Annotated in this window: 13 protein-coding genes; 1 reads left to right on the top strand and 12 read right to left on the bottom strand. The window is 38.2% G+C overall.

Annotated features, from left to right (window positions below; genetic code table 11):
• The 8 genes from QM408_RS04755 to QM408_RS04720 all read right to left on the bottom strand — a co-directional run.
• On the bottom strand, nt 1–571 hold a 571-nt coding region (locus QM408_RS04755), incomplete at its 3' end, for a pneumococcal-type histidine triad protein (RefSeq protein ID WP_414373785.1).
• Nucleotides 572–761: 190 nt separating this feature from the next.
• Nucleotides 762–3,863: a pneumococcal-type histidine triad protein gene (locus QM408_RS04750; protein WP_414373783.1), complete on the bottom strand. Its 3,102-nt coding sequence runs from the start codon at nt 3,861–3,863 to the stop codon at nt 762–764.
• A gap of 7 nt (nt 3,864–3,870) precedes the next feature.
• Nucleotides 3,871–4,788 (bottom strand): zinc-binding lipoprotein AdcAII, encoded by a 918-nt coding sequence (gene adcAII, locus QM408_RS04745; protein WP_000730403.1) that lies wholly within the window; start codon nt 4,786–4,788, stop codon nt 3,871–3,873.
• Between the two features lie 296 nt (nt 4,789–5,084).
• Entirely contained in the window at nt 5,085–6,476 is a 1,392-nt protein-coding gene (locus QM408_RS04740; RefSeq protein ID WP_001020317.1) for an APC family permease, read from the bottom strand.
• Nucleotides 6,477–6,598: 122 nt separating this feature from the next.
• The gene (sdbB, locus tag QM408_RS04735) at nt 6,599–7,165 is read right to left on the bottom strand and encodes a thiol-disulfide oxidoreductase-associated lipoprotein SdbB (RefSeq protein ID WP_045606862.1); all 567 of its coding nucleotides are present in this window, start codon (nt 7,163–7,165) and stop codon (nt 6,599–6,601) included.
• Nucleotides 7,166–7,175: 10 nt separating this feature from the next.
• Complete coding sequence (ccdA2, locus tag QM408_RS04730; protein ID WP_261060328.1) at nt 7,176–7,883, bottom strand: thiol-disulfide oxidoreductase-associated membrane protein CcdA2; 708 nt, start codon at nt 7,881–7,883, stop codon at nt 7,176–7,178.
• A gap of 212 nt (nt 7,884–8,095) precedes the next feature.
• Nucleotides 8,096–8,371: an HU family DNA-binding protein gene (locus tag QM408_RS04725; RefSeq protein ID WP_001284640.1), complete on the bottom strand. Its 276-nt coding sequence runs from the start codon at nt 8,369–8,371 to the stop codon at nt 8,096–8,098.
• 107 nt (nt 8,372–8,478) lie between these two features.
• The gene (locus QM408_RS04720; RefSeq protein ID WP_049500761.1) at nt 8,479–9,318 is read right to left on the bottom strand and encodes a DegV family protein; all 840 of its coding nucleotides are present in this window, start codon (nt 9,316–9,318) and stop codon (nt 8,479–8,481) included.
• A gap of 139 nt (nt 9,319–9,457) precedes the next feature.
• Between QM408_RS04720 and QM408_RS04715 the strand changes: the two genes are divergently transcribed.
• Entirely contained in the window at nt 9,458–10,306 is an 849-nt protein-coding gene (locus tag QM408_RS04715; protein WP_024056825.1) for a YitT family protein, read from the top strand.
• A gap of 87 nt (nt 10,307–10,393) precedes the next feature.
• On the opposite strand, the gene QM408_RS04710 is transcribed toward QM408_RS04715, so the two are convergent.
• From QM408_RS04710 to QM408_RS04695, 4 genes are all read right to left on the bottom strand, one after another.
• The gene (locus QM408_RS04710) at nt 10,394–11,311 is read right to left on the bottom strand and encodes a bifunctional riboflavin kinase/FAD synthetase (protein ID WP_000587433.1); all 918 of its coding nucleotides are present in this window, start codon (nt 11,309–11,311) and stop codon (nt 10,394–10,396) included.
• A 254-nt stretch (nt 11,312–11,565) separates the two neighbouring features.
• On the bottom strand, nt 11,566–12,426 hold the full coding sequence (locus QM408_RS04705) for a methionyl aminopeptidase (RefSeq protein WP_000631543.1): 861 nt from the start codon (nt 12,424–12,426) through the stop codon (nt 11,566–11,568).
• A gap of 15 nt (nt 12,427–12,441) precedes the next feature.
• On the bottom strand, nt 12,442–13,719 hold the full coding sequence (spxR, locus tag QM408_RS04700) for a CBS-HotDog domain-containing transcription factor SpxR (RefSeq protein WP_024056826.1): 1,278 nt from the start codon (nt 13,717–13,719) through the stop codon (nt 12,442–12,444).
• Nucleotides 13,712–14,263: a GNAT family N-acetyltransferase gene (locus tag QM408_RS04695; protein WP_414373787.1), complete on the bottom strand. Its 552-nt coding sequence runs from the start codon at nt 14,261–14,263 to the stop codon at nt 13,712–13,714. The genes spxR and QM408_RS04695 overlap by 8 nt, the downstream gene beginning before the upstream one ends.
• Between the last annotated feature and the right edge of the window lie 8 nt (nt 14,264–14,271).

Here is a 14,271-nt window from a genome sequence, read left to right as displayed (position 1 = left end):
TGAAGATATACCCATCATCTGTTGTATAGCGTCCTTGAGCTCTGGCTGCAACTACTGCCTGATCGTTAGAACCACCTCCGTGATTACTACTGTGTTCCTGCTTCTGACGTTTAATCTCTTCTTTTGTACGAATATTGTCCGCATGGGCGGCATCCTTAAGGTAAACATAGTATTTACCGTCTACCTTAATTACATAGCCACCCTTGATTTCATTGACAATGTCTGCATCCTTCAACTGATAATTCGGATCTTTCATGAGGAGTTCTTCACTGATGATGGCATCATAAGGAACCTTGCCATTATAGTAATGATAATGGTCTCCATGAGAGGTCACATAACCTTGATCCGTAATTTTGATAACAATTTGTTCGGCGTTGATTCCCTCTCTCTTACTAACTTCATCTGGTGTCAAGTTCTCTGCCTTTTGACCAACCTGATCACCGTCTATATAAGCAACTCGATTCGAATCTTTCTTAACTTGACTAGCTTGGTAACGACCAAGCTCATAGGAACAAACACTTAGGGCAAGAACTGCCACCGAACCTACTAGATATTTTTTATTAATTTTCATTCTTTCCTCTTTTCTTAAATATATTTGATTCTCCACAAAATGATGAACCAGTTAATTAACTAGTTAATAGTTTACTCTTTTTAGTATTGCTTGTCAAGAATTTTTCGTATATACATAATAAAAATGAAAGCCTCTTTATCGAGACTTTCATTTTTCATTAGTTGATTTTTCCTTACTTACAGATGGAGGATTACTTTCTTTTTAACAAAGCAAGTAGTTTCTCTGCTTCTGCCATGATGCCATTATTATCCATGGTTTGAAGACTCAGATTATTTCGTAAACCAGATAGGCTCTCTGTCACATTGTCTTTCAAACTAGCATCCGTTACTTTAGCAAGTAGAGCTTCTACTTCTTTGAGTTTGGCTTCTACTTTTTCGGTTTCTACTTGAGGTACTTCAGCTTCGTCTGTTGTATCTTTAGATACTTCTTCTGTCTCGTCTTCATCAGTGCTCGGTTTATAAAGATTATCTACTGAAGGGGTTGAACCTGTATGATTTTCTTTTTCATTGGATTCAGGACGAGTTGACTCGTCTGATTCATGACGATCTTCCTTATCTTCATCAGATTTACTGTCTTGGTCTGCCTTATTTTTACGAACATGGTCGCTGGCATTTCCCCAACCATTATCTGAGTGAGGACGTTCTTCAGGATGTTCAACGTAATATTTTACAGTCGCAAAGAGATCCTCCAGGCTATAACCCTTAGGTGCTTCATAGAGTCCTTCGTCAAACCAACCAAATTTAATGTTATGATAATGGTCGTAATGAGGTATAATTAAGCTACCATTTTTAACTTCAACAGTATGTTGTAGATTGTAAGGAATATGATCAAGTGGGACCTTCTTAGCTGCTTTCACTTTATTATAGATTGCTTCTACTCCTTTAACCTCAGTATTTCCTGAACCCTGATTCTCTGTTGAAGGAGGTGTCAAACCTTTCTCTTTAGCATAAGCCTGGGCTGCTACTCTTTCAGCTTCAGACAAGCTCTCTTTCTTAATCCAATGACTATGGGTCATATGCGGAGTTACATAAGCATCTCCCTCATCACTGGTAATATCACGAATGTCAAAGATATACCCATCTTCTGTTGTATACTTACCTGCTAATTTCGCTAATTTAATTTCATCGTCTGTATAAGCAATTTGAGAATTTGGTTTACCAAGACGTTCTGGGTGGGTAATTGGTGCTAGGAATGTCAATAAATCATCTACCAATTTTCCTTTATTAGAAGATTCATCATTCAAGCGTTCTGCTAATTTGTCTAAGGCTTGGAAATCAGAAGTACGCCCCTTATTTTCAGACAAGGCTTTATGAGCCTCGGCCAATAAATTATATGCTTTATCATAAAATTCTTGGTCACGAGAAGCGACATTTTCTTTCTTCGCAACTAGAGAGTGCGTCTCTTGAGTTTTATTTGACAAGAGATTTTCAATAGCGTCAATCTTATCCTTGGCTAAGTCTTTAGCTAGAACATAACGACTAGCGCCCTTATCCTCGAAAATATAACCGTCGCCAACTTTTCTAACAACCTGGTTGACATCAAATTCTGTCAGTTTATTTTCCACCGGTGCTATAGGTTTGGTAGTAGGAGCTGGCTTCAGAGGAGTAACACTTGGCAAGACACTGCCATTTTGTCCCTTGACAGCTATCATACGAGCCAATTTTTCTTCCAGCGGTGACATTTGTGAATAAGGGATAAAGTGATAATGGTCTCCGTGAGGCACTGCTACACCGTTAGCTGTACGTTTGATGATTTGTGCTGGGTCAAATACTAATCCATCAGACTCCACATGGCGTTCTGACAAAGGTTTGGCATATAATTCACTTAGAAGTGTTGAAATGTCTTCCCCTTGACTTTGATGATATGTTGGAGTAACAGTCAGATTTGGAGTCTCTGTCAAACTTGGTTGGGCTGGTTTAGCATTATCACTACTTGGTTTACTTGAGTTTGTAGAAGAATGAGAACCCTGTTTACCATTCCAATAAGCTTGGGCAGCAGCCAATTCTCCTGCTGACAAATCACTCTTAGGAATATAGTGGAAATGATTGCCGTGCGGTACAACAAAAGCGTCACCTGTATCTTCAATTACATCTGTCGGACTAAAGACATACCCATCATCCGTTGTATAGGCGCCTCCAGTTGCTCGATTCGGTGCCGGCGTATTGAGATTAAAGTTTGGTTTAATGGTTGAACTTGGTGTTGAACTTGGTTTATCGGTACTGCTTGGTTTCGTATTGTCAGATTGACTTTGAACTGGCTGACCTCCAATTGGTAGATTTCGAGCCAATTTTTCTTCCAAAGCAGACATTTGCGAATAAGGAATGAAATGGAAATGATCCCCGTGAGGAACTGCCACACCATTGGCAGTACGTTTTGTAATCTGTGCTGGGTCAAATACTAATCCATCAGACTCCACATGACGTTGGCTAAGTGGCAAAGCGTATAATTCTTGAAGGAGACTAGCTAAATCCTCACTTTGACTTTCAGAATCTGTTGCAGGATTTTGAGGTGTATCAGATTGACTCGTTCTAGCGCTAGATCTTGTTTCTCCCCTGCTAGAACGATATTCAACCGTACTTAATTGGCCGCCTTTTCCAGATAAGAAGGCTTGGGCAGCAGCTAATTCACTGGCAGACAAGTCACTCTTAGGAATATAGTGGAAGTGATTGCCATGAGGAACAATATAAGCATCACCCGTGTCCTCAATGATATCAGATGCATTGAAGATATACCCATCATCTGTTGTATAGCGTCCTTGAGCTCTGGCTGCAACTACTGCCTGATCGTTAGAACCACCTCCGTGATTACTACTGTGTTCCTGCTTCTGACGTTTAATCTCTTCTTTTGTCCGAATATTGTCCGCATGGGCGGCATCCTTAAGGTAAACATAGTATTTACCGTCTACCTTAATTACATAGCCACCCTTGATTTCATTGACAATGTCTGCATCCTTCAACTGATAATTCGGATCTTTCATGAGGAGTTCTTCACTGATGATGGCATCATAAGGAACCTTGCCATTATAGTAATGATAATGGTCTCCATGAGAGGTCACATAACCTTGATCCGTAATTTTGATAACAATTTGTTCGGCGTTGATTCCCTCTCTCTTACTAACTTCATCTGGTGTCAAGTTCTCTGCCTTTTGACCAACCTGATCACCGTCTATATAAGCAACTCGATTCGAATCTTTCTTAACTTGACCAGCTTGGTAACGACCAAGTTCATAGGAACAAACACTTAGGGCAAGAACTGCCACTGAACCCGCTACATATTTTTTATTGATTTTCATAATCTCCTCATTTCAATTCTTCTGCTAAAACACTCATATTTTCTTCAAGATTTTCTAGATAAGTCTTGTCATTTTGTGGGTCTGCCTCTAAAGGATTCAGAGTTTTAAGCCCTACACCTGTTGATTTGACAAGAGTTTCAGCTACTTTTGAAGAAGCATTACTTTCTGTAAAAATCGTTTTAACCTTATAGGTTTTTACAAATTCCTGAATTTCTGTTAGTTGTCTTGGACTTGGTTCTTGTTCTGGAGAGATACCAGCGATTCCAAGTTGATTGAGCCCAAATCGCTTAGCTAGATAAGAAAAGGCTGTATGTTGTGTTACAAAGGTTTTCTGACTCGCTTTTTCAAATCTAGGCTGGAATTTCTTAGTCAATTCTTGAGCTTTTTTGATAAAGGCTTGCGCATTTTTCTGATAAGTCTCTTTATGCTCACTATCAACCTCTGAAAGTTTATCAGCAATAATTTGGGCTTCTTCTCCAGCTTTTTCAGGATCTAGCCAAGTATGAGGATCATAGAGCGTTTTTTCATCAACTCCATCCCCTGCTTCCACATCTTCTAGCCCTGGGACGCGGTCTAAAGTCATTCCCTCTGAAGCCTCTAAAACCTTCACTTTAGATTTTTTTAGATTGGGATCCAGACTTCCTGCCCAAGATTCAAGCGTATGCGAATGGTAAACAAAGACATCTGCATCATAGATGGCCGCGATGTCATTTGCCGAAGGTTCAAAGGAGTGAATTCCACTACTTGACTGAATCATTCGAACATCATTCAAATCACCAGATACTTCCTTGACCATAGCATAGATAGGATAAAAACTAGTTACAATTTTCATCCCTTTACCTGACTGGCTTTCCTTTTGACCACAAGCACCTAAACACAAAAGAAAGATACTTAACAATACTAAAAATAAACTTTTTTTCTTCATAGATAACCCCTTAACTATTTAATTAACTGGTAAACAGTTTACTCCTAAAAATTTAATCTGTCAAGCTATTTTTAGAAAAAATTTGAAATTTCTTTCACATATAAAAATCTGCTGAGTTTCAATAACTCAACAGATTCTCACTTTATATACTCAATGAAAATCAAAGAGCAAATTAGGAAGCTAGCCGCAGGCTGCTCAAAACACTGTTTTGAGGTTGTAGATGAAACTGACGAAGTCAGTAACCATGCATACGGCAAGGCGAAGCTGACGTGGTTTGAAGAGATTTTCGAAGAGTATTATTCTTCTATGGTAGAATGCTTATAACCATAAGTAAAGTAAATAATACTTCCTACTAACAATGCAACTAGGAAAGCAATCCAGGTTTCCATATTATACTGCAACATAAATGATAAACAAATGATGATTGATAAAATCGGTAATAAGGGTACCAGTGGTGTTTTAAATTCTCCTGCTTTGGGCATTCCTTTTTCTTTCCGTAATCGAATCAGACCATAAGCCAGCATGATCAAGTAGGCCAAGGTACAAATATTTAAGAAGGCTGCGATACTAGCAAGAGGGAACATTCCTGCTGCTACTGCTGAAGCTAGACCTGTCAAGATAGTAGCATTTTTTGGTACCTTGCTTGTTTTGGTCAGTTCTTTAAAGGCAGCAGGCATCAATCCGTCACGCGCTAAACTGTAAATCATACGAGATAGGGCATAAGTCATTGAGATACAAACCGTAATCAAGGTTAAGATAGCCACTAATGACACATAACTAGCTGCCCAACTAATCCCAACGCTACGAAGGGCAAAGGCAACGGCATCGTCGACATTTAGATGACTATAGTGAACCACACCAGTCAAAACAAGCGTCACCAAGGCATAAAGAATGGTTACGATAGAAAGCGATAAGACAATCCCTCTAGGAATATTTTTTTGAGGAGTCTTGACCTCATCTACAGCCATAGAGATGGATTCAAACCCCAAAAAACCAAAGAACATCAAGGACGCACCAGCCATAATACCAGTACTGGCACCATAGATTTGTCCAAAACCATAGGGAGCAAAATTACTCCAGTTATCAAGCTTGATATGCCAGATTCCTACTAAAACAAAGAGAGCTAAAGCAGAAAATTTCAAAATAACTAGAATTGAATTAAAGCGTAAGGCGGCTTTCGCATTAAGTAGAACAAGCGAGGTCACCAAGACCAAGACAAGAATAGGTAATAAATCAACAAACGTCCCTGCTTGAGGATTAAAGGTACCATTTAAAGCCTGAGGAAGGGCTATCCCGTATTGAGAGAGAAGCCCTTTAAAATACGCTGCCCAACCAGAAGCCACACCCGATATGGCTGTCATGAACTCCATCATGGTTAACCAACCTGCCAACCAGGCTGGGAATTCTCCTAAAATAGCATAGAGATAACTGTAGGCACCACCTGTAGCAGGTACTCGTGAAGCAAATTCTGCAAAAAAGAGAGCTGATAATCCCACACATAAGGCAGAAATGACAATTGAAATCACTAGGGCTGGACCAGCAAGTGTTGCAGCTGCAGTACCTGTTATAGTAAAGACACCCGTCCCTACCATGGCTCCGATACCTAACAAAATCAAATCCCATAACTTCAAATGCCTGTGCATCTCCGTTTTATCCAAACTAACATTCTTTGTTCTAAATATATTCATCTTTGACTCCAAAATAAAATGATGATTCTATTTTACCATAAATATAGGATATTTGTGAATATTTATAAAATAATTTTCTAAAAAAATCTGACTACTCTCTTGTAATCAGATTTTTATCTATTCTAGTTCATTTCTTTAAAGGCTGCTTCTGCATCCGCATTGCTGATAACACCAAATTGTATCTTTCCAATCTTTCCTTGACTGTCAATTAGATATTCTGTAGGAATGCTTCGAATTTGATAAGCTTGGAAGGTGGTTGCTTTGGTATCATAAAGAACTGGGATATCCTTATAACCTTGATCTTGGAACCATTGTGGGAATTGCTCAACAGTTTTTTCACCTTGAATTCCTGGTGCAATGACACTAAGAATTTCAAAATCACGATCTGGTTTCGCCGCTAATTCCATCAACTCAGGCATACTTTTCTTACATGGACCACACCATGAAGCCCAAAACTTCAAGTAGACTTTTTTCCCCTTATAATCAGATAACTTAACTTCTTTACCATCCATAGATTGCAAGGTGAAGTCTGGAGCCTCTTTTCCAACAGCAATTTGTTGTACAGTCGTTTGTTGCTGTTGTTTTGGGGATTGTTGTGGAGCTTGAGTCTTTTTAGTCTCTTCCTCACCACAGGCTATCAATACGACTAATGACAAGAGGCTTAAGCCAGCAAACATTACTTTTTTCATTTTTTCTCCTTTATTCAAAAATTCCAGCTAGAACATTTACTTGTCCTAATAGTAACAAAATTCCCATTAAAATAATGAGGAAACCACCAATTTTCTTCAGTAGCATCATATGACGTTTAATTTTACTAAAATAAGGCATTACTACACCTGAAGCTAGAGCCAAAACCAAGAAAGGAATGGCCATTCCCAGAGTGTAAATAAGAGTATAGATAGCTCCTTGCCAAGCGCCATTTCCTCCAGAAGCCGCAAGCGCTAAAACAGAACTCAAAACAGGACCAATACAAGGCGTCCAACCAAAGCTAAAAGTAATACCGAGTAAAAAGGCTGACCAATAACGATTGGCTTCTGATTTCTTAAAAGTAAAGCTTTTTTGAACCTCTAATTTCTTAAAATGAAAAATTTCCATCTGGTGAAGGCCTAAAATGATAATAATTGTTCCCATGGTATAGCGAAACCAATTGACATAGAGAATATTACCAAAGTAACCAGCACCAAAGCCTAAAATAAAGAAAATGAGAGAGATACCTGCGATAAAGCAAAGAGTTCGAATCAGACCTGACCAGGCAACCTTTCTCCCAAACAAAGAAAAGCTTTTTGCACTTTCCTGATCATCCAATAAAATCCCAGCATAAACTGGCAAAAGAGGAAAGATACAGGGAGAAAAGAAGGACAAGATCCCTGCTAAAAAAACGGAGATTGAAAATACTATCGTTTCCAATAAAAAACCAACTTTCTTAATAATTCTAATCCTATTTTACTATAATCAATTTCATTTGTATGATTTCTGCTACGCAAATTGAATTAGTCTGTATTTGAAAGATTTTCCGGTACTAGTTCATTCAGATTCTGCCTCAAAAATGCCCCAAAACCAAAAGAAAAGCCTGTCACACAAGCTCAAATGCTTGATATGATAGGCTTTTTGAAGGTTGATTATTTAACAGCGTCTTTAAGAGCTTTACCAGCTTTGAATGCTGGAACTTTAGAAGCTGCAATTTTGATTTCTTTACCAGTTTGTGGGTTGCGACCTTTACGTGCAGCACGCTCACGAACTTCAAAGTTACCAAAACCAATCAATTGAACTTTTTCACCAGCTGCAAGGTACTCAGTTACTGCTGCGAATACAGCTTCAACTGCTGCCGCTGAGTCTTTCTTAGTCAATTCTGTAGCTTCTGCTACTTTAGCGATCAAATCTTGTTTGTTTGCCATGTTAATGATTCCTCCAATTTAATTTCTAATTAACAAATATAATCATATCCTAAAATCCCTTTTAGGTCAAGTTAAAAACGCTATTTCTTCCCATTTTATTTATTTTTTTAAGAGTGGTAACGTACTAAAATAGCCCAAGCATTCTCACCCGTGTGAGTTTGAATAATAGAGCCCGTTTCCAAAACTGAAATAGGCTTTTCAACATAAGCTTGTAAGCTTTCTTTCATCTCTTTTGCCCAATCAGCACTACCAGAATATGAAATTCCAATCTCTGCTACAGAACGTTCAGAGAGCGATGTTATCAACTCATCTAACCATTTTTTAAAGGTTTTAGCTCCACGACCTTTAACGATTGGCTGCAACTCATGGTCTTTCATCTGCATGACAACACGGATATTGAGAAGTGAGCTCAACAATCCAGTTACACGGCCAATTCGTCCACCTTTTACTAAATTTTCCAAAGTTGAAACGCCAATATAGAGTTCTGTGTGGTTTTTAACCTCTTCTACATGAGATAAGATTTCCTCCAACTCCTTGCCTTCTTGCGCTAATTTTGCAGCCTCAACAACTTGGAATTTCAAGGCTTGGTCAGTGAAGGAACTATCAATAACTGTCACATCGGCAGTAGATAAGCTAGCACCTTGACGTGCCGCTTCTACAGTACCAGAAAGGGCATGAGACATATGAATAGCAAGAATCTGGCTACCATCTTTACATAGGTCTTCAAAAACTTCAGCAAAGACACCTACAGGTGGCTGACTTGTTTTCGGAAGATTTTTACTTTCTTGCATCAACTGAAGAAATTTACCTTCTTCTTTCAAATCCGCATCAGAATAAACAACATTATCAATCATTACAGATAACGGAACAACAGTGATATCTAATTGTTTTACTAGTTCTGGTTCAATAGTAACAGATGAATCGGTTACAATCTTAATTTTAGTCATAGTATCAATCTTTCTATTTTAGGATTCAGATTGGTTTTTCACTTTTAATTATATCAAAAAAAGATTAAAAATCCTAATGGAGTCAATCAAATTTTCCTTAAAAATTTGATATAATCTACTTATAAGAAAAGAGGTCCCTATGATTAAAAAAATTTATCCCATTTTAACCATTTTGCTAGGTGCTGCTATTTATGCTTTTGGGCTGACTTATTTTGTAGTTCCCCATCATCTCTTTGAAGGAGGGGCGACAGGTATTACCCTTATCACCTTTTATCTTTTTAAAATCCCTGTTTCTCTCATGAACCTGCTGATTAATATTCCCCTTTTCATCCTAGCTTGGAAGATTTTTGGAGCAAAGTCCCTCTATTCTAGTTTACTAGGAACCTTAGCCTTGTCCGCCTGGTTGGCCTTTTTTGAACGTATTCCCCTTCATATTGATCTTCAAGGTGATTTACTAATCACTGCCCTTATAGCTGGGATTCTATTGGGAATTGGTCTTGGAATTATCTTTAATGCTGGAGGTACAACTGGTGGTACTGATATTCTAGCTCGTATTCTCAACAAGTACACTCATATATCAATGGGAAAACTGCTCTTTATCTTAGATTTTTGTATTCTCATGCTCATTCTCCTAATCTTCAAGGACTTGAGATTGGTTTCCTACACGCTCTTATTTGATTTTATCGTTTCGCGTGTCATTGATTTGATTGGCGAAGGTGGCTACGCAGGTAAAGGATTTATGATTATTACCAAACGTCCTGACCAACTTGCTAAGGCGATTAATGATGACCTAGGTAGAGGCGTTACTTTCATCTCAGGTCAAGGTTATTATAGTCAAGAAGATTTAAAAATCATTTACTGTATTGTCGGAAGAAATGAAATTGTGAAAATGAAGGAAATGATTCATCGAATTGATCCTCAAGCCTTTATAACTATTACAGAAGCTCACGAAATCCTTGGAGAAGGATTTACCTTTGAAAAAGAATAAAAAGAGGTCTTGTAGTGACCTCAAAAGTTAGACTACATCATCTATCTTTTGGGTTACAGACAACCTCTTTTTTAATTACCCAAACTCTTAAGACCAATTTCGAGCTACTTCTTCATCAGCCTTTAACTGATCCACTAATTGGTCAACTGAGTCAAATTTGGTCATATCTCGAATACGATCAAGCCAATAAACCATGACGGTTTCCCCATAAATATCTTGATTAAAATCAAAAATATTGACTTCAAAACGTGCTTCTTCTCCATCAAAGGTCACATTTTTTCCAACACTAGCCATAGCGCGATACTTCTGTCTTTGAATTTCAACATCAACAACATAAACACCATCTGCTGGCATATAAGTACGGTCTAAAAGTACCAAATTAGCTGTTGGATAACCAATCGTACGACCACGAGCGTTACCATGAACCACCATACCTCTGGATGGAAGCGGTGCCCCCAAAAGTTCTCCTGCTTCTTTCACATTGCCATCTAAAATAGCTTGACGGATACGAGTTGAACTAATCTTTCCTTTCTCATCTTCTACAGGTGGGACAATGATAACCTCTCCATCAAAGTAATTCTTTAAATCTTCTGCCGTTTTTTTGTCAGAACCAAATGTATAATCAAAACCTGCAACAATAATTTTGGCATTCATAGCCTTGATATAAGTCGCAAAAAATTCTTCTGCTGTGAGACTAGCAAATTTGCTACTAAAATCAAGGAGATACAATTCTTCTACACCTTCACGCTTTAATTTTCTCTCACGTTCAGCAGGGTTCAAAATATGCAAAAATAGGTCAGGATGATAAGGCTCTAAAGCGATCTTTGGAGATTCATTAAAGGTCATAACTACGATAGGCAATAAATCCTTTCTCGCAGCCTTGTTGGCAACACGAAATAGTTCTTGATGTCCCTTATGTATACCATCAAAATAGCCGAGTACAACGACCGAATCGGATGGTGTGCCAATATCTTTTTGATTTTTTATAGGAATAGTAATAATCATAAAATAATTATATCATAGTGATAGCTATTTCTGAACCAGAAAATCTGAAATGTCGTTTTTTTAAGCTGAAGTGTAGCATTTTAGAAGAATTTTGTTTTTGAAATCGTAATACAGAACAAGAGATTGACGTAAGAATCTTGAAATCAGAAAAACGCATCACATCAACCCTTAAAACTTGATATAATGCGCTTTATTATGAAAAGTTCTAGTAAATTCTTTATAAAATCAACTTCCAGCAGCCTTTTCACTTTTTACTAATAAGTTCCTTCTTCACCTTGGCTAGTCAAGATAACAGGTCCGTCTTTCGTAATCACGAATTGGTGTTCATATTGACAAGATAGGCCACCGTCAATAGTCTTATGCGCCCAACCAGTCTTCATATCTGTATCAATTTCCCAATCACCAGTATTGATCATCGGTTCAATGGTTAAGACCATTCCTTCACGGAGACGAAGCCCACGACCTGCAATACCATAGTTAGGAACCATTGGTTCTTCATGCATAGTTGGGCCAACACCATGACCAACCAAATCACGCACTACACCGTATCCACGACTTTCAGCGTATTCTTGAATAGCTGCACCAATATCACCAATACGGTTCCCAACAACGGCTTGCTCTATCCCCTTATACATGGCTTCTTTAGTTACATCCATCAGATTTTTCACTTCTTCGGACGGTGTACCAACTGCATAAGCCCAACAAGAGTCTGCTAGGCCACCAGAATAGCTCTGGGTGTATTTTTTCATTTGCTCAACATTGTTGAAGTTTAATTTTGAGACATTCAGGTCAGATTTAGCAATTGGACCTCCCAAAACCATATCAACTTTGAGCAAATCACCATCTTTCAAGATATAGTGACGAGGGAAAGCATGAGCCACTTCATCATTAAGAGAGCAACAGGTAGCATAAGGATAGTCCATCATGGCACCGTCAACTCCAATCTGAAGCGGAAGGAAATTTTCTTCCTTACAACGACGGCGAACGTATTCTTCAACTTCCCACATATCTACGCCTGGCTTAATCAAATCACGTAAGCCGATATGAATACTTGCTAGAAAATCACCAGCCTTGTCCATAGCTTCGATTTCACGAGCTGATTTTAATGTTATCATTTTTTCTCCTAGTTTCTAATTAATTTTAACGGTTACATTTGCTTTTGAAACAATCTGGTGACCATGATAAATATCGTAATCAATAATAGCTGACCGTCTCGTATGATGGATAATACGGGCTTGAATACGCAATATATCATCTATCTGAACAGCCTGCAAAAAGTAAATTAGCATCTGCTCGATAATGAGATTGCGCCCACTATTCACAACTAAATCTTGGGTCATGTGGGTCAGAATTTCTGCCAATACACCATTAGCCAAAACTCCGTTTTTCTCAAGCATAAAGGGTTCCACTGTAATGACTACTTCATCATGGTGGTAAGAAAGTTTTTGACCAATCTGCTCAGAAAAAGTTGGTAGAGCCGAAACTTGGGAACGACTCATCTTCTCCATGACATCTCGTCGTGTCACAACTCCAAGCAAGGTTTGATTATTCCGAACAACCGGTACCATTTCAAAGTCTTCAGCAATCATCCGTTGACTCACATTAGCAATATTTGTTGATAATCCAACCAAAAATAGACTACGAGACATGACCTTATCAATTGTCGTGCTTGGTGATTTATCACCAGCATCTCTCATAGTTACAACTCCAATAACAACCTGATGTTGATTAATAACAGGGAAACGGCTGCTACGATTCTTACGAACTAAGTCCAAATAATCTTTGACTGTGTCGGTTTCTCTCAGAAAACCATACTCATGACTTGGGCGATAAAGTTTCTCAACTGTCAGAATATCAGTCTTGATTTGTACATTTGACAGGGCTTTATTGATCATGGTCGCAATGGTAAAAGTGTCATTCTTACTTCTCAGAACTGGAATTCCTTTTTGATTGGCCAGTTTAAGCACATCATCATGAACCTGAAATCCACCTGTAACCAGAACTGCATTTTCATTTTCCAGCGCTAGTAATTGGATACGAGTACGATCTCCGACAATCAGGAGCCCACCATCGTGAAGGTAGGACAAGATATTTTGTTCAGTCATGGCACCGATTGAAAATTTACTAAATTCTCTCTCTAAACCTTCTTGCCCAGCCAAAACCTCAGAAGAAGTCACTTCTGCAATTTCAGCAAATGTTAATCTTTCGATAGCAACTTTCTGAGATTTGACTCGGATAGTACCACTTCTTGGGCGAGTCTCTACAATTCCACGATTTTCAGCTTCTTTAATGGCCCGATAAGCCGTTCCATCACTGACTCCCAGATGGTTTGAAATGCTACGAACACTGACCCTTTTACCTACTGGTAATTCCTCCAAATAGCTTAGAATTTCCTGATGTTTACTCATTGAATTCTCCTTTTACATACCGAAATTCAAGATAATCCCGCATTTTTCTTGTGTAGCGATCACTTCCCTTAAACTGACGGAACAAACGAAATCCAGCCTTAAGAGCAACTCTTTGGCTAGCTTCATTTTCAAGGTGGGTAATGATAGATAATTGTTTTAAGCCAAATTCCTCAAAAGAAAGCTGACAGAGTTTTTTAACAACTTCTGTCATGAAACCTTGACACCATACATCTTTTCTCAAAAAATAACCAAGTTCTGCTTCTTTTTTAATTTCATCTAGCTTTTCAAACTTAATTGAACCAATCATTTTTTCAGTTTTCTTGTCACAAATAGCCCATACTCCTAATGGAGATTTCATAAAATAATTGGCCAGTGCATATTGACTCTCTTCCAAACTAGCTTGACTTGGAAAAATGAATTGTAAATTTTCTGGATTTGAAGCTATCTCATGGAAGTCCTTACTATCACTAAAAAAGAAAGGACGCAAATACAAGCGATCCGTTTCAAAAAAAGAAAACATTGCTAATTTGGTCCAAATATTCATAAACACCT

Origin of the sequence: Streptococcus mitis (genome assembly GCF_047464965.1) — a bacterium.
GTDB lineage: Bacteria > Bacillota > Bacilli > Lactobacillales > Streptococcaceae > Streptococcus > Streptococcus mitis_DU.
Note: the sequence above shows the minus strand (reverse complement) of the source record. Positions and strands in the feature narration are given on the sequence as shown.

Bases quoted from the DNA above. Each gene is read 5' to 3' on its own strand.
- QM408_RS04750 (WP_414373783.1), bottom strand. From the start codon at position 3,863: ATGAAAATCAATAAAAAATATGTAGCGGGTTCAGTGGCAGTTCTTGCC.
- adcAII (WP_000730403.1), bottom strand. From the start codon at position 4,788: ATGAAGAAAAAAAGTTTATTTTTAGTATTGTTAAGTATCTTTCTTTTG.
- QM408_RS04740 (WP_001020317.1), bottom strand. From the start codon at position 6,476: ATGAATATATTTAGAACAAAGAATGTTAGTTTGGATAAAACGGAGATG.
- sdbB (WP_045606862.1), bottom strand. From the start codon at position 7,165: ATGAAAAAAGTAATGTTTGCTGGCTTAAGCCTCTTGTCATTAGTCGTA.
- QM408_RS04725 (WP_001284640.1), bottom strand. From the start codon at position 8,371: ATGGCAAACAAACAAGATTTGATCGCTAAAGTAGCAGAAGCTACAGAA.
- QM408_RS04720 (WP_049500761.1), bottom strand. From the start codon at position 9,318: ATGACTAAAATTAAGATTGTAACCGATTCATCTGTTACTATTGAACCA.
- QM408_RS04715 (WP_024056825.1), top strand. From the start codon at position 9,458: ATGATTAAAAAAATTTATCCCATTTTAACCATTTTGCTAGGTGCTGCT.
- QM408_RS04710 (WP_000587433.1), bottom strand. From the start codon at position 11,311: ATGATTATTACTATTCCTATAAAAAATCAAAAAGATATTGGCACACCA.
- QM408_RS04705 (WP_000631543.1), bottom strand. From the start codon at position 12,426: ATGATAACATTAAAATCAGCTCGTGAAATCGAAGCTATGGACAAGGCT.
- spxR (WP_024056826.1), bottom strand. From the start codon at position 13,719: ATGAGTAAACATCAGGAAATTCTAAGCTATTTGGAGGAATTACCAGTA.
- QM408_RS04695 (WP_414373787.1), bottom strand. From the start codon at position 14,263: ATGAATATTTGGACCAAATTAGCAATGTTTTCTTTTTTTGAAACGGAT.